General features: G+C 33.4%; 21 protein-coding genes and 1 riboswitch. Of the genes, 12 read left to right on the top strand and 9 right to left on the bottom strand.

What is annotated here, in order from left to right; translation table 11 throughout:
* Nucleotides 1–72 precede the first annotated feature (72 nt).
* Entirely contained in the window at nucleotides 73–423 is a 351-nt protein-coding gene (locus ACSUE0_RS04750) for a hypothetical protein (RefSeq protein WP_119614838.1), read from the bottom strand.
* Between the two features lie 244 nt (nucleotides 424–667).
* Here ACSUE0_RS04750 and pepF point away from each other — a divergent pair, with 244 nt between their 5' ends.
* Nucleotides 668–2,476 carry an oligoendopeptidase F gene (pepF, locus tag ACSUE0_RS04745; RefSeq protein WP_119614839.1) on the top strand — a complete coding sequence of 603 codons (1,809 nt, stop codon included), beginning with the start codon at nucleotides 668–670 and terminating at the stop codon, nucleotides 2,474–2,476.
* Nucleotides 2,477–2,547: 71 nt separating this feature from the next.
* On the opposite strand, the gene phoU is transcribed toward pepF, so the two are convergent.
* The 6 genes from phoU to ACSUE0_RS04715 form a co-directional block, all read right to left on the bottom strand.
* Nucleotides 2,548–3,198 (bottom strand): phosphate signaling complex protein PhoU, encoded by a 651-nt coding sequence (phoU, locus tag ACSUE0_RS04740; RefSeq protein ID WP_119614840.1) that lies wholly within the window; start codon nucleotides 3,196–3,198, stop codon nucleotides 2,548–2,550.
* 7 nt (nucleotides 3,199–3,205) lie between these two features.
* Entirely contained in the window at nucleotides 3,206–4,081 is an 876-nt protein-coding gene (gene pstB, locus ACSUE0_RS04735) for a phosphate ABC transporter ATP-binding protein PstB (protein WP_119614841.1), read from the bottom strand.
* Between the two features lie 105 nt (nucleotides 4,082–4,186).
* Complete coding sequence (gene pstA, locus ACSUE0_RS04730) at nucleotides 4,187–5,101, bottom strand: phosphate ABC transporter permease PstA (protein ID WP_436956302.1); 915 nt, start codon at nucleotides 5,099–5,101, stop codon at nucleotides 4,187–4,189.
* A 1-nt stretch (nucleotide 5,102) separates the two neighbouring features.
* Complete coding sequence (gene pstC / locus ACSUE0_RS04725; protein WP_119614843.1) at nucleotides 5,103–6,032, bottom strand: phosphate ABC transporter permease subunit PstC; 930 nt, start codon at nucleotides 6,030–6,032, stop codon at nucleotides 5,103–5,105.
* A 132-nt stretch (nucleotides 6,033–6,164) separates the two neighbouring features.
* Nucleotides 6,165–7,118, bottom strand: a complete 954-nt coding sequence (locus ACSUE0_RS04720; protein ID WP_119614844.1) for a PstS family phosphate ABC transporter substrate-binding protein — start codon at nucleotides 7,116–7,118, stop codon at nucleotides 6,165–6,167.
* Nucleotides 7,119–7,463: 345 nt separating this feature from the next.
* Complete coding sequence (locus tag ACSUE0_RS04715) at nucleotides 7,464–8,363, bottom strand: CvfB family protein (protein ID WP_436956299.1); 900 nt, start codon at nucleotides 8,361–8,363, stop codon at nucleotides 7,464–7,466.
* A gap of 143 nt (nucleotides 8,364–8,506) precedes the next feature.
* Between ACSUE0_RS04715 and ACSUE0_RS04710 the strand changes: the two genes are divergently transcribed.
* The 10 genes from ACSUE0_RS04710 to lysA all read left to right on the top strand — a co-directional run bounded on the left by ACSUE0_RS04710 (nucleotide 8,507) and on the right by lysA (nucleotide 19,940).
* On the top strand, nucleotides 8,507–10,111 hold the full coding sequence (locus ACSUE0_RS04710) for an ABC-F family ATP-binding cassette domain-containing protein (protein WP_119614151.1): 1,605 nt from the start codon (nucleotides 8,507–8,509) through the stop codon (nucleotides 10,109–10,111).
* Nucleotides 10,112–10,297: 186 nt separating this feature from the next.
* Complete coding sequence (locus ACSUE0_RS04705) at nucleotides 10,298–11,128, top strand: aldo/keto reductase (protein ID WP_119614150.1); 831 nt, start codon at nucleotides 10,298–10,300, stop codon at nucleotides 11,126–11,128.
* A gap of 191 nt (nucleotides 11,129–11,319) precedes the next feature.
* Nucleotides 11,320–11,498, top strand: a riboswitch (Lysine riboswitch).
* Between the two features lie 89 nt (nucleotides 11,499–11,587).
* Complete coding sequence (locus tag ACSUE0_RS04700) at nucleotides 11,588–12,790, top strand: aspartate kinase (RefSeq protein ID WP_119614149.1); 1,203 nt, start codon at nucleotides 11,588–11,590, stop codon at nucleotides 12,788–12,790.
* Between the two features lie 50 nt (nucleotides 12,791–12,840).
* On the top strand, nucleotides 12,841–13,830 hold the full coding sequence (locus tag ACSUE0_RS04695) for an aspartate-semialdehyde dehydrogenase (RefSeq protein ID WP_119614148.1): 990 nt from the start codon (nucleotides 12,841–12,843) through the stop codon (nucleotides 13,828–13,830).
* 1 nt (nucleotide 13,831) lies between these two features.
* Nucleotides 13,832–14,719 (top strand): 4-hydroxy-tetrahydrodipicolinate synthase, encoded by an 888-nt coding sequence (gene dapA, locus ACSUE0_RS04690; RefSeq protein WP_436956296.1) that lies wholly within the window; start codon nucleotides 13,832–13,834, stop codon nucleotides 14,717–14,719.
* On the top strand, nucleotides 14,716–15,438 hold the full coding sequence (gene dapB, locus ACSUE0_RS04685) for a 4-hydroxy-tetrahydrodipicolinate reductase (protein WP_119614146.1): 723 nt from the start codon (nucleotides 14,716–14,718) through the stop codon (nucleotides 15,436–15,438). The genes dapA and dapB overlap by 4 nt, the downstream gene beginning before the upstream one ends.
* A gap of 22 nt (nucleotides 15,439–15,460) precedes the next feature.
* Nucleotides 15,461–16,180 (top strand): 2,3,4,5-tetrahydropyridine-2,6-dicarboxylate N-acetyltransferase, encoded by a 720-nt coding sequence (gene dapD, locus ACSUE0_RS04680; protein ID WP_119614145.1) that lies wholly within the window; start codon nucleotides 15,461–15,463, stop codon nucleotides 16,178–16,180.
* Between the two features lie 263 nt (nucleotides 16,181–16,443).
* The gene (locus ACSUE0_RS04675; RefSeq protein WP_119614144.1) at nucleotides 16,444–17,601 is read left to right on the top strand and encodes a M20 metallopeptidase family protein; all 1,158 of its coding nucleotides are present in this window, start codon (nucleotides 16,444–16,446) and stop codon (nucleotides 17,599–17,601) included.
* Nucleotides 17,598–18,671, top strand: coding sequence for an alanine racemase (locus ACSUE0_RS04670; protein ID WP_436956293.1), 1,074 nt, complete (start codon nucleotides 17,598–17,600; stop codon nucleotides 18,669–18,671). Before ACSUE0_RS04675 ends, ACSUE0_RS04670 begins: the two co-directional genes overlap by 4 nt.
* Nucleotides 18,672–18,674: 3 nt before the next feature.
* Entirely contained in the window at nucleotides 18,675–19,940 is a 1,266-nt protein-coding gene (lysA, locus tag ACSUE0_RS04665; RefSeq protein ID WP_119614142.1) for a diaminopimelate decarboxylase, read from the top strand.
* A gap of 246 nt (nucleotides 19,941–20,186) precedes the next feature.
* On the opposite strand, the gene cspA is transcribed toward lysA, so the two are convergent.
* Nucleotides 20,187–20,387, bottom strand: a complete 201-nt coding sequence (cspA, locus tag ACSUE0_RS04660) for a cold shock protein CspA (protein ID WP_001831260.1) — start codon at nucleotides 20,385–20,387, stop codon at nucleotides 20,187–20,189.
* A gap of 182 nt (nucleotides 20,388–20,569) precedes the next feature.
* On the bottom strand, nucleotides 20,570–20,878 hold the full coding sequence (gene msaA, locus ACSUE0_RS04655) for a regulatory protein MsaA (RefSeq protein ID WP_017724442.1): 309 nt from the start codon (nucleotides 20,876–20,878) through the stop codon (nucleotides 20,570–20,572).
* Nucleotides 20,879–21,238: 360 nt separating this feature from the next.
* Here msaA and ACSUE0_RS04650 point away from each other — a divergent pair, with 360 nt between their 5' ends.
* Nucleotides 21,239–21,508 (top strand): acylphosphatase, encoded by a 270-nt coding sequence (locus ACSUE0_RS04650; protein WP_119614141.1) that lies wholly within the window; start codon nucleotides 21,239–21,241, stop codon nucleotides 21,506–21,508.
* Nucleotides 21,509–21,516 lie beyond the last annotated feature (8 nt).

Below are 21,516 nucleotides of genomic sequence, written 5' to 3'. Positions count from 1 at the left end.
TAACCTATTTAATGATCATAATAAAATAAAAGGAATTGTAACGTAGATTGCTACAATTCCTTTTATAAATGTTTATCTTTTTTCTCTGTAATTTTCTATTTCGTCTTGTGGTATTCCTCCACGTTTACGAATTTCTTTTTTTGCTTTTTTCTCTCGACGTTTACGTCTCCAATTTCTTGTAGAAAACCATATCAAAAAGCTAATGATTAAGCTTAGAACAGCCATAAACGCTGCAAATCCTAGTAATGGCTCATAGGTAATGTCTTGGAAATTAGGAATTAGAAACGCGGCTATTGCTAACACTATAAATGTTAGAATAGCTGTAGCAAACCATTTATTTAATACGAGATTACAAAAAACAGTTACGACTATAACTGCAACAATTGAAATCCATAAAAAATTAGGCATATCAAAAATCGTCATCTATTGCACTCCTTATATTTTAAAACCTGGTTTTAAGTGGTGTTTATTTAATTGTACTATATTTTCATATAAATAGTGTCCGACTGTGGGAGTATAATTTAATAATATCTACGGATTCATGTGTAGTCAATCTATTTTATAACTGTTCCCTACTTTAAATTTTACTAAACTTACGGTTGTATTTCTTAAGGGTCTTTCATGTATAATTAACTGTGAATACTAAATAAATTTTAGGAGTGATTCAATGACTGAAACATTACCGTTCAGAAAAGAAGTTCCATTAGAAGAAACGTGGGACGTTACAGATTTATTCATCTCAGATGATGAATTTTATCAAACTTTAACAGATATTATTAAATCGGCTAAGGCATTTAATGCTCAATATGTTAACCAGTTGAAAGATGTACAGATAATTGAACAAGCTTTGGATGACTATTCTGAAATATTAATTCAATTAGACAGAATGGCTAATTATGCAGAATTACGCTTAAGTGTAGATACAGCCAACGAACAGTCACAGACACTAAGTGCAAAATTATCTACATCTTATGGCAAAATTGCAAGTGAGTTATCTTTTGTAGTATCAGAGATTATAGCATTATCCGAACAAGATTTAAATGAACTAATTAATATGTCGAAATACCCCCATTTTCTTACTAAAGTTAAATCTAAAAAAGCATATGAATTATCACCAGAAGTTGAAAAAGTATTAGCTAGTTTGTCCCCTACTTTTGATAGCGCATATGAGTTATATGGCACTACTAAAATGTTGGACATAAACTTTGAATCTTTTGAACATAATAATCAAGCCTATCCTTTAGATTATGCAACATTTGAAAATGAATATGAAGATAATCCAGATGCAACGTTTAGAAAAACAAGCTTCAAATATTTCAGCGATGCATTACGTAAATACCAACATACTACTGCTGCTACATACAATATGCAAGTTCAGCAAGAGAAAATAGAAGCAGATTTAAGGGGTTATGACTCAGTTATTGATTATTTATTGCAAGATCAAGAAGTCACACGCGATATGTTTAATCGCCAAATTGATGTAATTATGAGTGATTTGGCTCCAATTATGCAAAAATATGCTAAGTTAATCAAACGTGTTCACGGCTTAGAAGTTATGGGATTCGAAGATTTGAAAGTGTCTATTGATCCGGATTATGAACCAGAAATCTCAATTGAAGAATCTAAGCAATATATTTATGGTGCTTTAGAAGTCTTAGGTGAAGATTACTTAAAAATGGTTGAATCAGCGTACAATGATAGGTGGATAGATTTTGCTCAAAATAAAGGTAAAGATACTGGTGCATACTGTGCAAGTCCTTACGCCTCACATTCATATATATTTATCTCTTGGACTGGTAAAATGACTGAAACGTTTGTTCTAGCACATGAGCTTGGTCATGCTGGCCACTTCACTTTGGCACAGAAACACCAGAATTATTTAGAATCAGAAGCTTCTATGTATTTTGTTGAAGCACCGTCAACAATGAATGAAATGCTTATGTCTAATTATCTGTTCAAAAATAGTGACAATCCTAAATTTAAGCGTTGGGTAATTGGTTCAATTGTTTCAAGAACTTACTATCATAATATGGTTACGCATTTATTAGAAGCAGCATATCAGCGCGAAGTTTATAATAAAGTGGATAAAGGAGAATCATTAACTGCTCCTGTACTTAATCAAATTATGCTAGATGTATATGGCCAATTCTTTGGTGATAGTGTTAAATTGACTGAAGGTACAGAATTAACATGGATGAGACAGCCTCACTATTATATGGGTTTATATTCTTATACGTATTCTGCTGGCTTAACAATTGGTACAGTTATGTCTCAACGCATTCAAAACGAAGGACAACCTGCAGTTGATGCTTGGTTAGAAACGTTGAAAGCTGGTGGCAGTAAATCGCCTGTAGCACTTGCAGATATCGCTAATATAGATATCCGTACAGATGCTCCTTTAAAATCAACAATTGGCTATATAGGCAGTCTAGTTGATGAATTAGAAAAACTTACAGATGAAATTGAACAAGCATAAAGCTTGTAGAATGATAAAAAAGACTCAATAATCGCAAGGTGCTAAACTCCTGTGCGACTATTGAGCCTTTTTTATTTATTATATGATTCGTAGCGATCACCTGTGATGAAAAAGTAAATGTTTTCAGCGATATTTGTAATATGATCTCCTATACGCTCTAGATATCTTGCGGCTAAATGAGCTTGACCAGCCACAAAAGGATCATTATCTATTAAATAAGTCGTATTGACTATATTTCTATATAAATCGTCAATGTCTACATCTCTTTCGATGATCTCTTTAATTAAAGTAATATCATTGTCTCTTACAGCATCGTTTAAATCTTTTAACATTAAAAGTGCGAGTTTCCCCATTGTGTTAAGTCTTGTGAGGACGTAATTATCAATGATTTTAGCTCTAAGTCTAATTTCAGCAATATTAGCTGAGTTATCTCCAATACGTTCGAAGTCAGAAGCAATTTTCATTGCTGCCATCATTAAACGCAAATCGCTAGCAATGGGTTGTTGTTTAGTTATAAGCATGATAACTTTTTCGTTAATTTCAGTTTCAATCGCATTGATATCTTTATCTTTGGCTATAGTTTGTCTAGCATAGTTACGATCTTCTTCACTTAATGACGTTAATGCGTATTCAATATTACGATATACATGAAGACCAAGTCGACGTAAATCTTTGATTAAATCGTCGAGTTGGTCTTCATATTTGCGTCTAATAATCGCCATATTTAAATTATCCGAATCTACCAGAGATATAATCTTCTGTTTGTTTATCAGAAGGATTTGAGAAGATCTTGTCAGTATCATCGTATTCATTTACATAGCCATTAAGGAAGAATGCGGTTTTATCAGAAACACGAGCTGCTTGTTGCATATTGTGTGTCACAATAATAATCGAATATTTCTCTTTTAATTCTTGAACAAGTTCTTCAACTTTTAATGTAGAAATAGGATCTAAAGCAGAAGTTGGCTCATCCATCAGTATGACATCTGGTTCTATTGCTAATGTACGAGCGATGCAGACACGTTGTTGTTGCCCACCTGATAAACTGTATGCATTTGTATCTAAACGATCTTTTAATTCGTCCCAAATTGCTGCGCCACGTAATGATTTTTCTACAATTTCATCTAAAACTTTTTTATTTTTAATGCCATGAATTTTAGGGCCATATGTGATATTATCATAAATTGATTTAGGGAATGGGTTCGGTTGTTGGAATACCATGCCAACGTTTGTTCTTAATTTTTCAACAGAATATTTATCATCAAAAATATTATTATCACGATATAAAATTTTTCCTGCTGTTTTAACAGATGGTACAAGTTCTACCATACGGTTTAATGCTTTGATATATGTTGATTTACCGCAACCAGAAGGCCCAATAATAGCAGTTACATTATTTTCTAAAATATCGAGATTAATGTTTTTTAAAGCGTGGTTTTCGCCATACCATAAATCTAAGTTTTTAGTAGAGTACACAATATTTTTTTGCGTATTAATTATTTTATTTTCCGACGTATTTGGATCTATTGTTGCTATAGGCGTATCGTTACGATTCGTATGTGATTGTAAATCATCATTTCTATCTTTAATTTGTTTGTTAGTCATAATTAAAACTCCTTTTTTTAGGCTATGTGCTAACATTTTCGAAAATGTTAGCATATTCCCATTTTCATAGCCTAGTTAGATAAAATCTTGTGTTCTATTACTAAATTAATATTTTTTGCTGTATTTATTTCTTAAGAATATTGCAATAGCGTTCATCAATAATAAGATTACTAGTAATACGATTATTCCTGCTGAAGCCACGTTTTGGAATTCTGCCTGAGGTAACTTAGCCCAGTTGTAGATTGCCATTGGTAAAGCTTGGAATTGATCGAATACGCTTGATGGTAACTGTAACAACACAGTTGGTATACCAATAAGAATTAATGGTGCAGTTTCACCTAATGCTCTAGATAGAGCAAGGATAAAGCCTGTTAATATACCAGGTATTGCTGCTGGCAATACAATGCGACGAATAGTTTGCCATTTATTACCACCTAGACCGTATGAAGCTTCTCTAATTGAATTAGGTACTGCTCTTATAGCTTCTTGGCTTGCAACAATAATTACAGGTAGAATTAACAACGACATTGTCAGCGCAGCGGCTAAGATAGAATTACTTAGCGCTAAAGCTTCGATGCCCATGCCTCGAACAAAAATAGTTAAACCTAGTAAACCGAATACTACTGATGGGACACCAGCTAAGTTTGAAATACTAACTTTAATAAAATTTGTAAATGCATTATCTTTAGAGTATTCTTCTAAATAAATTGCGGTCCCGACACCTAAAATAATAGAAATTGGGATGATTGTAATCATCAACCATATTGTTCCGATTAAAGCGCCCTTAATACCTGCCATCGACGGTGTTGAAGATGAGAAACTTGTGAAAAATGATGGTGTCAGATGCCCGACGCCTTTGAAGAGTGTATCTATGATTAATGCTGCTAAGACAAGTAAACCAATCATTGTACAAGCAAAAAATGCCCATTTATTAATTTTATTAACGGATAAGCGTCCAGAGAGTTTTTTCTCAACGGTGTTTTGATCGACAAGTACTTTGCTATTATTTGTTTCAGCCATTTTAATACTCCTCTCTGAAACGTTTTGTGATCCAATGTGATAATAAGTTCATGATTAAAGTAAAAATAAATAATGTGAAGCCTACAGCGTATATACTATAGTATATATCTGATCCAAATGTTGCGTCCCCTGTAGCTACTTGTACGATATAACCAGTCATTGTTTGAATAGAACCAGTTAAATCCAAAGAAGCAGTTGGTGTACTACCGGCTGCAAGAGACACAATCATTGTTTCGCCTATAGCACGTGATATAGCTAAAACAATTGATGCCATGATACCTGATGTAGCTGCTGGTAACACTACTTTAGTTGCGACTTCGAATTTTGTTGCGCCGAGACCTAATGCACCTTCACGCATTTTGTTTGGAACAGAAGACATCGCATCTTCGCTCATGCTTGAGATTAATGGTATGATCATGACCCCTACGACTAATCCTGGACTTATTGAGTTGAAACTGCCTAATTCCGGAAATATAGAACGTAATAAAGGTGTAACAAAAGTTAAGGCAAAGAAACCAAATACGATTGTCGGAATACCAGAAAGTATTTCTAATATTGGTTTAATAATGCTTCTTGCTCTATTTGAAGCATATTCACTTAAATATAATGCTGCACCTAAACCAAGCGGTACTGCAACAACGGTAGCGATGGCTGTAATTTTTAATGTTCCTAAAATTAAAGCCCAAATGCCATATTTAGGTGTTGATGAAAATGGATTCCATTCCATTGTAAGGAAAAAGTCTGCTAATGAAACGCGTGTAAAAAATGTGATTGTTTCTGTTAACAGTGTTACGATAATGCCAATTGTTGCTAAAATAGAGAAAACTGCAATAATGCCTAAAATTATTGGTGCAATTTTATCACTCGTACCATTCTTTTTAGCATTATTTCTTGCTATCATTTCACTTACGGAGAGGTTATTATTCGCCATGTGAATTCCTTCCTTCTTGTAAACTCCCAATTATTTAAAAAGGTTGGGAATGGAAGTGTGATGACAAAGTAGTGTACAAAGTTTACTTTGTGTCCATTCCAGAATCCCAACCCTTAACGATCTAATTAAAAATTATTTTTCTTCTTTTTTGCTATCTTTACTTTCTTTACCAATAATATCTTTTAATTTATCTTGTTGTTCTTTGTAATCTTTTTTAGGTAATGCTACGAAACCTGCATCTTCAGCGGATTTACCTTTGTCTTCAAGTACAAATTTCATAAAGTCTTGGAATCCTTTATTATCTTTTAATTTTTTCTCATTTGTGTAAATGTATAATGGTCTACTTAAAGCATAAGAACCATCTTGTATTGTTTTCTTAGTTGGCTCAGTAGTTTTACCTTCATCATCTTTAACTTTAACTTCTTTTAATTTATCTTTGTTTTGTTCGTAGAAGTTGTAACCAAAGTAACCAACACCATTTTCATTGTTTTGAACTGATTGTACTATTACGTTTGTATCAGCGTTTTTCTCAGCCTTGATATCCCCTTTATCCATCACTTCTTCGGTAAAGAAGTCATAAGTACCATGTGATTGGTCAGGTGAGAAAGCTTTGATTTCTTTTGATGGCCATTCTGAATTAACATCTTTCCAAGTTTTTGCTTCGCCTGAGTAGATTTTTTTAAGTTGTTCTTTTGTAAGTTCATCAACGAAATCATTATCTTTGTTTACAGTAATCGTTACACCATCTTGAGCAATTTTGAATTCATCATATTTAATGCCTTTATCATCTAGTTTTTTCTTTTCTTCATCTTTGATTGGTCTAGAAGCGTTTGAAAAATCAGTATTCCCGGCTATGAATTTCTCAAAGCCACCACCTGTTCCTGAAGTGCCAGAAGAAACTGTTACATCTGAATTATCTTTAGCAAATTTTTCATTTAGTTTTTCAATGATTGGACCTACTGTAGAAGAGCCATCGCCCTTTACTTCTCCTTCGCCTTTACCTGAGTTTGCGTTACCGCCACCACAAGCTCCTAATAAAAGTGAAGCGCCGATTGCTGTAGCACCAAATAATTGCCATTTTTTCATTGAAACATCCTCCTAATAAGTGAATAACCCAAAAGTTATATGTATTTATTACAGTTCCTATACTACATAATGTTTATTAAATAGAAATATAGTTAGTGTAAATGTTTCGTTAAGAAAACATTTTTGTCATTTACAATATTTATATTTTGCATATGATAATGTGTATTAGTACTAAAAATGCTTTGGTAGCAGTGTTTATAATCTTAGTGATATATTACAAAAATTCAGGGTTTGTAATATAAAAACTAAAAAAACCTGAAAACAACTACTTTACCGTAGTGTTTTCAGGTTATAACGTGTATTTCTATATGACGTTTTAAAGTTTTTTACGTTTAACTTCGTGGACTATTTTTCTACTCGGTCCCAACCCTTTTGAGTTAAAGCTATTTTACCACCTTCAATGTTAATAATTTTATTTTTGTAAAGATGACCAATTGCTCTTTTAAAGGACCCTTTGCTCATGTTAAATATTTCTTTAATGGCTTCAGGACTTGATTTATCTGAAAATGGTAGTTCGCCATTATATTCTACAAGTAAATCAAAAATGCGTTGCCCATCATCATCTAATCTTTCGTGAGCTAATGGTAAAAATGACCCGTTTAATTCACCTTTATCATTTTGGCCAATAATACGTACTTTTACATTTTCACCAAGACGTGGTTCTGCTTTACGTTCAGATTCATGAACAAATATTTTATATCCATCTTTAGATAGTAAGAAACTACCAATTCTTAATAGACGATATGGTCTAGCTTCGATAACTTGGTTTTGCTTTTCATTTTCAAATGAAGGGGTGTACATTTGTTCGACAATAGTTTCAGTCGCTAAACGCGCAAACATATTGTTGTCCCTGTCCACACGTAAAGTAACAAATAACTCATCACCTTGTATTGGCCATACTTCTTTTACTTTTGGTAAATCTACCCAAGGAATTAATACCTCTCTCGGTAAACCGACATCTACATGCGCACCATCGCGGTCTGTTTTGATTACTTTAACAAAAGCATACTTATCTGTTGTGATATCAGGCATATTTTGTGTGGCAAATAATGCTCCTGATCTGTTTGGATAGATGAAGAAACTATATTCTTCCCCTATTTGTAATTCATCTTCTTCGTTAATTTCAGATTGGTTTAGTTTTACGTCTTCGCCATTTGGTCCTTTTAATTGGTATGTTGAGCCTTCTATACCAACAACTTCAAGAAATTCTATTGAACCTACTATATCTTTTTCATCTTGGGCCATACTTTTCTCCTTCGTACATAAATTTATTCTTTCTTATTATAACATGCTATAAGGAAACAAGCATCAGTATAGCGAGAATGGTCGAAAGTACAAGCTAAGTGTGTTATAATTTGTCCGGTAGATTAACGAAAAGGAGTAAATGCATGTTACAAGTTACTGATGTAAGTTTACGATTTGGCGATCGTAAACTATTCGAAGATGTAAATATTAAATTTACAGATGGCAATTGCTATGGTTTGATTGGGGCAAATGGAGCTGGTAAGTCAACATTCTTGAAGATTTTATCCGGTGAATTAGACGCTCAAACTGGCCATGTTTCAATGGGTAAAAATGAACGTTTAGCAGTATTGAAACAAGATCACTTCGCCTTTGAAGATGAACGTGTTTTAGACGTTGTTATTAAAGGTCATGAACGTTTATATGAAGTAATGAAAGAAAAAGATGAAATTTATATGAAACCAGATTTCAATGATGAAGACGGTATCAGAGCTGCTGAACTTGAAGGTGAATTCGCAGAAATGGATGGTTGGAATGCAGAAGCAGATGCTGGTTCCCTACTTTCTGGTCTTGGTATTAAAGCTGACTTGCAAGACAAAACGATGTCAGAATTAGAAAACAATCAAAAAGTTAAAGTGTTATTAGCACAAAGTCTCTTTGGTCAGCCAGATGTACTATTACTAGATGAGCCGACTAACGGACTAGATATTCCAGCTATAAGTTGGTTAGAAGATTTCCTTATCAATTTTGACAACACTGTTATTGTCGTATCACATGATAGACACTTTTTAAATAATGTGTGTACTCATATTGCTGATTTAGATTATGGTAAGATTAAAGTTTATGTAGGTAACTATGATTTTTGGTATCAGTCAAGTGAATTAGCTATGAAAATGGCCCAAGATCAAAACAAGAAAAAAGAAGAAAAAATTAAAGAGTTACAAGAATTTGTTGCGCGTTTCTCTGCAAACGCATCTAAATCTAAACAAGCTACAAGCCGTAAAAAGCAATTAGAGAAAATTGAACTCGATGATATTCAACCTTCTTCGCGCCGTTATCCATTTGTAAAATTCACGCCAGAACGTGAAATTGGTAACGACTTATTATTTGTCGAAAACCTATCAAAATCAATTGATGGTGTTAAAGTTCTTGATAACATTTCATTTACAATGGATCCAAATGATAAAGCTGTATTAATTGGAGATAGTGAATTTGCTAAATCAACATTACTGAAAATACTAGCTGGAGAAATGGAACCTGATGAAGGTACTGTAAGATGGGGTGTTACTACATCTCGCAGCTACTTCCCTAAAGATAACTCAGAATTCTTTGAAGGTGTTGACATGAATCTTGTCGATTGGTTACGCCAATACGCACCTGAGGATGAACAAACTGAAACGTTCTTACGTGGTTTCTTAGGTCGTATGTTATTTAGTGGTGAAGAAGTTAAGAAAAAAGCAAGTGTATTATCAGGGGGAGAAAAAGTGCGTTGTATGCTAAGTAAAATGATGTTATCAAGCGCAAACGTATTATTACTTGATGAGCCTACGAACCACTTAGACTTAGAAAGTATCACTGCTGTAAATGATGGCTTGAAGAACTTTAAAGGTTCTCTTATTTTTACTTCATATGACTTTGAATTTATCAATACAATCGCAAATCGTGTAATCGACTTAAATCCAGCTGGAGCTGTATCTAAAGAGATATCATACCAAGCTTATTTAGAAGAAACTGGCGTATTAACGAAATAATTAATGATTGTTTAATAATAATTAAAAATATGAAAATATATTTGTCTGCCAGTTTATAATCTGGCAGACTTTTTTATTACTCCCCATTTGATGATTGTAAAATAAATGTTGTAAGGGCCAATTACTTTGAAATGCTTTTCAAGAATTATATAATCATTATAAGTTTAAGCTAGGAGGAATTTGAAAATGCAAAATATAGATATGATTGACGGCAAGATAATACCCCAAATAGGATTTGGTACATATAAGTTAAATGGTGTATCAGGGATGCATGCGATTGTTAGCGCGTTAAATCAAGGTTATCGTTTATTAGATACTGCATATAATTATGAGAATGAAGGTACCGTTGGTAAAGCGATTGAACAGAGTCATGTCTCAAGAGACCAAATTATTGTAACTTCTAAACTTCCTGGGCGTTATCAAGACTACAATTCGGCAATGATTGCTATTCAAGAATCGATTTATCGTCTGAATGTGGAATATATAGATTTATACTTAATACATTGGCCAAATCCAAGACATGGTAAATTTGTTGAGGCTTGGCAAGCGTTGATTGATGCTCGTAATGCTGGGTTAATTAAATCTATCGGTGTATGTAATTTCTTGCCTGAACACATTGAAACGTTAGAACAAGAAACAGGAGTCCTGCCTTCGGTTAACCAAATAGAATTACATCCTTATTTTAACCAACAAGATATGCTTAGATATCATAATGAAAAAGGAATTATCACACAAGCATGGAGCCCTCTTGGTCGTGCTTCAGAAGTTATAAATGATAAGGATATTGAAGTGATAGCAGAAAAATATGATAAAACCATTCCTCAAATTATTTTGAGATGGCATATTCAAAATGGTGTAGTACCTATTCCAAAAGCAACTTCTATTGCTAGACAAATTCAAAATAAAGATGTTTTTGATTTTACTTTAGAGCATGATGATATAGAAAAAATAAATGCATTAACACAAAAAGACGGCAGATTAAAAGGACAAGATCCAGCAGTATATGAAGAATTTTAATCCACTATAATTCCCATTATTATAATTTAAAATTGGGAATATGAATTGATTTACAACACTTTTTACACATAAGTTGCAAAAAGGATTTATAAAGTATTGGATTTTTCAGTAAATTAAAAAAACTGCGTAAAAGCGGTTTACAGTATATGCATGCCTATGTATAATGTGTATCATAAACAAAAAATTAAATATGGTTTTGATGAGGCGCATCAATCATTAGTAATTATTAGAAGAACCTGCCTGCTAGCAGCTAATTTTGAAAGGGTGAGATGCCGAAACAGTTATAATAGCAGCTTATAACACGTTGGACTTTATGGTTAAGAGCTAAGAGTCTGTCATTATTTTAAAATAATGGAGTGCATCACTTGTATATATATTATAGAACAGGTTCGCATTCCGAACTTGTTCTTTTTTTATAATACTGTGATTCTCCCCTATTCGTTGAGGAGGATATAGAAATTGGAAAGAAGTGTTTTGAAATTTGGAGGTTCTTCAGTAAGTGATTTTACTAAAATAAAAAATATTGCCGAAATGCTTAGATTAAGAGTTGAACAAGGTGAACAATTAATTGTGGTTGTAAGTGCTATGGGTAAAACAACAGATGAACTAATGGCAAATGTTTCGACTTTAACTAGTAGTCCTAAAGATCAGGAACTTGCCCTCTTACTTACCACAGGAGAGCAACAAACAGTTTCTTATTTATCGATGGTTTTAAATGATATTGGTATTAACGCCAAAGCCATGACTGGCTATCAAGCAGGAATTAAAACTGTTGGACATCATTTGAAGAGTCGTATAGCAGAAATTGATCCTGAGACATTCGAGCAATCATTTACCGAAAATGATATTTTAGTCATAGCAGGTTTTCAAGGTATTAATGATAACTTTGAAGTAACTACATTAGGTCGTGGTGGATCAGATACTACAGCAGTCGCATTAGCAGCAAGCAATAACACAGCATGCGAAATATATACAGATGTTGATGGCGTTTATGCAACAGATCCAAGACTTTACAAGGACGCTAAACGTTTGGACTATGTCTCTTATGAAGAAATGATGGAGATGAGTGCTTTAGGCGCAGGTGTACTTGAAACAAGAAGTGTAGAATTGGCAAACAATTACAGTATTCCACTTTACTTAGGAAGAACTTTATCAAATGTGAAAGGAACATGGATTATGCCCCAAACTGAAATATTAGAAAGAAAAGCCGTTACAGGCGTTGCGTTAGATACGCATATGATGCACGTTACTATTAGTTATCCTCTACCCGATAACAAATTATTAACTGCGTTATTCAACCATTTAGAAGATGGTTCCGTTAATGTTGATATGATATCACAAATCGTTAATTTGGAAGGATTACAAATGTCGTTCACGATTAAAGATACAGATGTCATACAAATTTCTACGATTTTAGAGTCTTTAAAAGAATCATTTAGTGCGTTAGACTTTAAGATAAATGAAGATTACGTTAAACTCTCTCTAATTGGTTCTGGCATGAGAGACATGTCGGGCGTAGCTTCAAAAGCATTCAAAACATTGATTGAAAATGATATTTCATTTTATCAAACAACAACTTCAGAAATTAGTATTTCATGTGTTATTGATGCTATGAATGGTGAACGAGCTGTTCAAACCCTTTATCAAGCCTTTGATATCTGAATTTTCAAAATTATATTACTATTAAAAAATAACATTGGAGTGTATTGTATATGACAAGATTAGCAATTGCAGGTGCAACTGGTTTAGTAGGAAGAAAAATGTTAGAAACTATTGATAGAAAAGAGATTCCATTTGATGAATTGGTGCTGTTTTCATCAGCACGTTCAGCTGGACAACAAGTAGAATTCCAAGGTCAAACGTATACAGTTAGAGAGTTAACTGAAGATGCGGCTAAAGAATCATTTGATTATGTATTGATGAGCGCAGGTGGTAGTACAAGTGAGCACTTCTCACCTATCTTTGAAGAAGCAGGTGCTATTGTTATTGATAACTCCAGCCAATGGAGAATGACTGAAGGTATCGATTTAATCGTACCAGAAGTCAATGAACCTAAATTAGATAGAAAGATTATTGCGAATCCTAACTGCTCTACGATTCAATCAGTTGTGCCACTTAAACCATTACAAGAAACTTATGGTTTGAAACGCGTAGCATACACAACTTATCAAGCAGTATCTGGATCTGGTGTTAAAGGTAAGGCAGATTTAGCAGAAGGTGCAAATGGCAAATCGCCTGAAGCTTACCCACATCCAATTTATAATAATGTGTTACCACATATAGATAGTTTCCTAGAAGACGGGTATACAAAAGAAGAACAAAAAATGATTGATGAAACACGTAAAATCTTAAATACAGATGATTTAAAAGTTACAGCGACATGTGTTCGTGTACCAGTACAAGATAGTCACAGCGTGCACATGAGTGTAACATTAGAAAAAGAAGCGACAGTTGAAGCAATACAAGCATTATTTGAAAATGATGATCGCGTTGTACTTGTTGATAATCCACAGAAGAATGAATACCCATTAGCGATACATTCTACTAATAAAGATGAAATTTTTGTAGGACGTATTCGACGTGATGATAGTTTAGATAATACATTCCACGTTTGGTGTACTTCTGATAACTTATTGAAAGGTGCAGCATTAAATGCAGTACAAATTCTTGAACAAGTGATGAGCTTGAAAGGAGTTAAATAACATGGGACATATTTTTGAAGGTGTTGGTGTAGCTTTAGCAACGCCATTCACACACAATGAAGTAGACTATGAAGCCATTAGAAGACATGTTGATTATTTAATAGAGAACGATACGAAATCTATCGTAGTCAATGGTACTACTGCAGAAAACCCTACACTTAATGATGATGAGAAAGATCAAATATTAGAAAGTGTCATTAATCATGTAGATGGTCGAGTACCGGTAATTGCAGGGACAGGTACTAACAATACACAAAAATCTATTCAAGCCTCAGTACGTGCTAGAGAATTAGGCGCAGATGCAATCATGTTGATTACGCCCTACTATAATAAAACAAACCAACGTGGTTTAATTGCACATTTTACGACAATTGCTGATGCAGTTAAATTACCAGTCGTTTTATATAATGTTCCCTCCCGTACGAATATGACAATTGAAGCAGAAACTGTCGAAACTTTAAGTCAAAATGATTATATCGTCGCACTAAAAGATGCAACAAATGATTTTGATTATTTAGACGATTTAAAAAAACGTCTTAACCTAGATGACTTCGCATTATATAGTGGGAATGACGATAATGTGGTTGAATATTTTAATAAAGATGGTCACGGTGTGATTTCAGTTGTTGCAAATGTGATTCCGAAATCATTCCAAGCGCTATACGACGCTAAACAAAATGGAGAAAATATTGAAACGCAATTTCAACCAATTCAAACATTGCTTGATGCCCTATCAGTAGATGTAAACCCTATTCCAGTAAAAGTATTAACAGCATTGGAAGGATTTGGAAATTATGAAGTTCGTTTACCATTAGTTCCACTTGAAGACAGTGAACGAGAAACATTAGAACAAGCTTATGAAAATTTTAAAGCAGGTGAAAAAGCATGAAAGTAGTACTTATTGGCTATGGCGCAATGAATCAACGTGTTGCTAGACTAGCTGAAGAAAAGGGACATGAAATTGTAGGGATAATTGTAAGAAATGAAACTAAAGACTACCCTTACCCTACTTATCAACATATTGCGGATGTTACAGACGCAGACGTTGCTATTGATTTTTCAAACCCTGAATTATTATTACCTCTATTAGAAGAAGATTTCACTTTACCATTGGTAATTGCGACCACTGGTGAAAAAGATACAATTATCGATAAACTAAAAGAACTAAGTAATCGTATGCCTGTATTTTTCAGTGCAAACATGAGTTATGGCGTTCACGCACTAACTAAAATTTTAGAAGCTGCTGTGCCATTACTAGAAGACTTTGATATTGAGCTTACAGAAGCTCACCATAATAAAAAAGTTGACGCACCAAGTGGTACTCTAGTTAAACTTTACGATGTGATTGAATCATTACGTACACAATCTACACCAGTTTATGATAGACATGAAAACAATGAAAAGCGTACTCAAGATGAAATTGGAGTTCATTCAATTCGTGGAGGCACTATCGTAGGACAACATGATATACTTTTTGCTGGTACAGATGAAACGATTGAAATAACTCATCGTGCACAGTCTAAAGATATTTTTGCCAATGGTGCAATTGGCGCAGCAGAAAAATTAATCAATAAAGCAAATGACTATTATACATTTGACAACCTATAAACCCTAAGGAGCGTATTTAATTATGGTACAACATTTAACGGCAGAAGAAATTATTCAATTTATTAGTGATGCAAAAAAATCCACACCACTAAAAGTATATGCAAATGGGAAGTTTGAAAATATGAACTTCCCTGAAAGTTTTAAAGTCTTTGGTTCCGCTGATTCAAAAGTAATCTTTTGTGAAGCTGACGAATGGAAACAATTTTACGAAAGCAATCAATCAAGTATTGATCAATTAGAAGTTGAAATGGATCGTCGCAACTCTGCAATTCCGTTGAAAGACTTAACAAACACTAATGCACGAATTGAACCTGGCGCTTTTATTCGCGAACAAGCGATTATTGAAGATGGTGCAGTAATCATGATGGGTGCTACAATTAATATCGGAGCTGTAGTTGGTGAAGGTACTATGGTAGATATGAATGCAACGCTTGGTGGACGTGCTACTACTGGTAAAAATGTTCATGTTGGAGCTGGTGCAGTATTAGCAGGAGTAATAGAACCACCAAGCGCATCACCAGTAGTCATTGAAGATGATGTATTAATTGGTGCAAATGCAGTAATTCTTGAAGGTGTTCGTGTTGGTAAAGGTTCTATTGTTGCGGCAGGCGCAATTGTAACACAAGATGTACCTGAAGGTTCTGTAGTAGCTGGTACTCCTGCAAAAGTCATTAAACAAACAAGCGAAGTTGAAGATTCAAAACGCGAGATTGTTTCAGCGTTAAGAAAATTAAATGACTAATACTTAATTAAAATAAAAGATATTTATTGTAAATGAAAACATATTGATGAAATTTAAGTAAATGTTGAAATAGCAAAATGGGAGGTTTAGACGAGACTGCATAAAATTTATTATAATGTCTCAACTTGTTATATGTGATAGTGATTTCATATATAACAAGGTCGTCTTACCTCCTCATTTTTATAATATAGAATGATACATAATAGACTTGTAAGAACAAAATAGAGTCTAAATATAACTTTAACTAAAAGGATTTGATTTTGATGAATGAGTTAGAATTTGTTACAACACATAGACGTTACTTGCATCAACATCCAGAGTTGAGCTTACATGAATATGAAACAACTGAATATATTGCTAACTTTTTAGAAGAATTAGGAGTCGAATATCAAAGACCCCTTGATACAGGGGTTATTGCGTACTTACCTGGTAATGGCGAACACACAATTGCTTATCGAGCAGATATCGATGCGTTGCCAATCTTTGAAGAAAATGATATAGATTTTAAAAGTAAAACGGATAATGTGATGCATGCATGTGGGCATGATGGACATACAACGGCGTTAATGCTCTTTGTCAAACGTTGTAAAGTCATAGCTGATCGTGGTGAACTTCCTCAAAATATTGTCTTTATCTTTCAACCTGCTGAAGAAACAGGTGGTGGCGCCAATCGACTAATTAGAGCTGGTGCATTTAGTCATTACCCTATTGAAGCTGTGTTTGGTGTCCATGTGATGCCATTTGAAAATGAAGGTCGTGTTGTCATTAGAGATGAAGAAATTACTGCAAGTGCTACAGAATATAGATTTTATTTAAATGGTCTATCAAGTCATGTAGCAGATAAAGAGCAAGGATATTCTTGTGGAGAAGCATTGCAACATGTACTGGGTCAAGTTGGTCAAATTCAACAATATCATTTGAATGGTTTGAAACGAAATATAGTTCATATGGGGCATTTTGAAGCTGGAGAAGCTATTAATACGGTACCTAGTCATGGATATTTGGAAGGTACTATTCGCACTTATGATATTAATGATTTAGAAATAGTTAAGCAACAAATGGCTAAAATTGCAGAAAGTGTGAAATTATTATTCAATGTCGACTGTGAAGTGAAATTTGAAGAAGGTTATCCCCCTACTTATAATGATCCGAATTTGCGTAAACGTGTAGAAACTGGTTTGAGAAATGCGAAATTTGAAGTGATTGATAAACCTACACCATATTTATTTGGAGAAGATTTTAGTTTTTATAGTCAACTAGCTCCAAGTTATTTTGTTTTTGTAGGTGTACGTGACGAATCCAAAGGATTTGTTACAGGGTTACATACCTCTCATTTGAATTTTAATGAACATATGCTTATTAGAATTGCTGATTATTATGAACAAATATTAAATTCTTACAGTGAGGTGCGCGTAAAATGACAGCTATTTGGTCTGTGGATACAGCAAAATTTCGAAAAAACGCTGAAAATGTAAAACAAGACAACCAATTGATGGCAGTCGTTAAAAATAATGCATATCATTATGGATTAGAGTTTGCAGTCACACAATTTTTGGCAATAGGTATTAATACATTTAGCACGACTTCATTAAGAGAAGCTATACGGATTCGTAAACTAGCTCCAGATGCTACTATTTTTTTAATGAATGCTGTCTATGAATTTGATAAAGTACGTGCTTATGACATACAAATGACTTTACCTTCCCTATCATTTTATTATGAGAATTTTAATGAACTATATGATATACAAGTACATGTGGAATATGAGAATTTATTACATCGTTCAGGAATGAAGACGATAGATGAAATTAAAGAACTACTTTCACATCATGAGCAAAATCAAAATACAAATAAAATGAATATTGTGGGTTTGTGGACCCATTTTGGCTATGCAGATGAATTTGACGTGACTGATTATAAAATTGAACGTGAAGCTTGGTTAGATATTGTAGAGGCATTATTTGCTGAAAACTATCAATTTGATATGATTCATGCTCAAAATAGTGCAAGTTATTATAGAGAAGAAGGTATATTTCCTAATCATACACATGCACGTGTGGGTATTGCTTTGTACGGATCAAGACCATATAGTACGATAGACGAAACAGTCATTCAACAATCATTAACGGTTAAAGGCAATATCATTCAAGTAAGAGAAGTAAATCAAGGTGATTACTGTGGTTATAGTTTTGCGTTTGAAGCAACAAAAGATCAGACTAAACTAGCAGTAGTTGATATTGGTTATGGTGATGGCATTCTTAAATCAAGAGCGAAGCATGAAGCAATGATAAACGGCAAACGTTTCCCTATACGTGCGTTGATGATGAGTCATATGTTCGTAGAAGTCGATGATAGTGTGAATGCACGAGATGAAGTTATATTATATAATAATGATATACGTGTTGATGAATACACGTTTAAAGGTGTCGGTGCCAATTCCGAACAACTGAGTGCAATGAATCACGACTCACTAATAAAGGAGTATAGATAAATTATGGTAGTAGAATATAATGATAGTGGCGAACTTACAATGGGAGGTACAAGTCTTAAAACTATAGCGCAAAGTTTTGGGACGCCTACAATTGTCTATGATGAAGTACAAATTAGAAATCAAATGAGACGTTTTCATGAAGCCTTTAAAAAAAGTGGATTAAATTATAATGTTTCATATGCATCTAAAGCATTTACTTGTTTACAAATGGTTAAATTGGTTCAAGAAGAAAATCTTGAATTAGATGTTGTCTCTGAGGGTGAACTATACACGGCTTTAGAAGCTGGATTTGACCCACAACATATCCACTTTCACGGAAATAATAAGACGAAACATGAAATTCGATATGCTTTAGAAAGCAAAGTTGGCTATATCGTTATAGATTCATTGGAAGAAATTGATCTTATTGACCGTTACGCAAATGAAGAAGTGAATGTAGTTATTAGATTAAACCCAGGAGTTGAAGCGCATACGCATGAATTTATTCAAACTGGACAAGAAGATAGTAAATTCGGTTTATCTATCAAGCATGGATTAGCTATTCAAGGTGTACAGAAAGTTAAAACTTCAAAATATTTAAAACTTAAAGGTGTTCATTTTCATGTAGGTTCACAAATTGAAGGTACTGAAGCAATGATTGAGACTACAAAACTTGTAGTTCATTGGTTGAAAGAAAATGATATTGAAGTAGAGCTAATAAATCTTGGCGGTGGCTTCAGTATTAAATATGTTGAAGGAGATGTAAGTTTCCCTATTGAAGAAGGTATTGAGGAAATTACTACTGCGGTTAAATCGATTGCTGAAGAAGCTAGTTACCCTATTCCTGAAATCGGTATTGAACCTGGGCGTTCAATTGTAGGTGAAGCTGGTATCACTTTATACGAAGTTGGAACAATTAAAGAAATCCCTAATGTTAATAAATACGTTTCTATTGATGGAGGTATGAGTGATCATATTAGAACATCATTATACGATGCACAATATGAAGCCCTACTTGTTAATAGAAATGATCCTAAAGATGAAACAGTTACGATTGCAGGAAAATTATGTGAGTCTGGTGACATTATTATCAAGGATGCAAAATTACCTAGCACAGTAAAACGTGGCGATTATTTAGCAGTTTTATCTACAGGTGCTTATCATTATTCAATGGCTTCAAACTATAATCAAATGCAGAAGCCTTCAGTATTCTTCTTGAAAGACGGTAAAGCTAGAGAAGTTATTAAACGTCAATCATTACGTCAATTGATCATTAATGATACGAAATAAATTAAAAAAAGTGATTCCATCTCCTTTAAGGTTGATGGAACCACTTTTTTATTTAGTTGATACTGATGTAAAATAATATAACTTATGTATGCATTAAGCCACTGTAATTAAGCAATATGACAATTAATAGCAAAGGAGCACATGAGAGAATGCATGTGTATTAAGAGCCCCTAGCTCATCGCTAGGGGTGATATAAAAAAAGAACCTTTAACAAGGTTCTTTAAATAGTCAATATTGCAATCTATATTATAGTTTTACAACGTTTGCAGCTTGAGGACCGCGGTCGCCTTCAACTACTTCAAATTCAACTGATTGACCTTCTTCTAATGATTTGTAACCTTCTTGGTTAATTGCTGAGAAGTGTACGAATACGTCGTTTTCTCCTTCAACTTCGATAAAACCAAATCCTTTTTCAGCGTTAAACCATTTTACTGTACCTTGTTTCATAAATGTGAAACCTCCAAGACTAATATTCATTCAATATGCGTTATTCGCATATTACAAAAAATACAATGAAACAGGATGAATCTGTTAGTACAATATTCTTTGCAATATGGAATAAAACAATTGCTTGACTAATATTATAGGATATTTTCAGTTGAATTGCAAGGCAAACGTTAATTAATTGTTTATTCAATTATAGGCAAATTAAAATAAACTTCATTTTCATTTAAAACTATAAAACTATAGAATATTTGTAAATCTTCATCACAATCTTCACAAAATCCTAATTCACAATTGTTATAAAACGCATGAATATTGTGCTTTCCAACTAAATAGTTATCGAATGAATTTTTGCTTTTAAAAATTAATGATGTATAAAAATTTAACATTTCATCGTAAGTCTCGAAGTCATACTGTTCTACGATATGATCAGTCCAGTCACTAAATAACCACCAGCCTTCATAATCAGCTCGAATTTTTGCAACTGTCCACATTGTAAATCTTCACCCTTTCATATATAGCCCAAATTACTTTTTTGGTGTAACTAAATGTGCACCTCGTTATTTAGACCTATAGAACAAAGTGCTTATACCTATGTATGTATTTTGATCACACATATACTCTAAATTAAATCCCCCATGTTTATAAATAGAAATAAAATAAAACTAAATATAGACGTTCTTATTTTGATTTAGAGACGTACAATTTTTGTCTATGTGTAATATTTTAACGAGTTAAGATACAAAATCAAGTTATCTGACTCATACTTTTGGCCGATAAACTATCAGTTTATAAACTTAAATATTAGTTTTGTAGCGTTAAATTTCGTATAATATTAATTAAGAGGTGATTTTATGAAACGTAAACACATTAAAGTATTTGGGATGGTACAAGGTGTAGGTTTTCGTTATTATACCCAAAAAATAGCACAAAAGTATCATATTGTTGGTACTGTTGAAAATGTAGATAATTACGTTGATATATATGCTCAAGGTGATGAACAATCATTAACACAGTTTATTAATGCAGTTACAGAAGGTGCTTCCCCAGCCTCCCATGTTGAGGACTTTACTACTGAAGAGATAGAAATTGAGCAATCATTGAAAGATTTTAAAACTATATAAAGGAAGAT

It is taken from the genome of Staphylococcus sp. AS1337 (genome assembly GCF_051408735.1).
Lineage (GTDB): Bacteria > Bacillota > Bacilli > Staphylococcales > Staphylococcaceae > Staphylococcus > Staphylococcus xylosus_B.
Note: the sequence above shows the minus strand (reverse complement) of the source record. Positions and strands in the feature narration are given on the sequence as shown.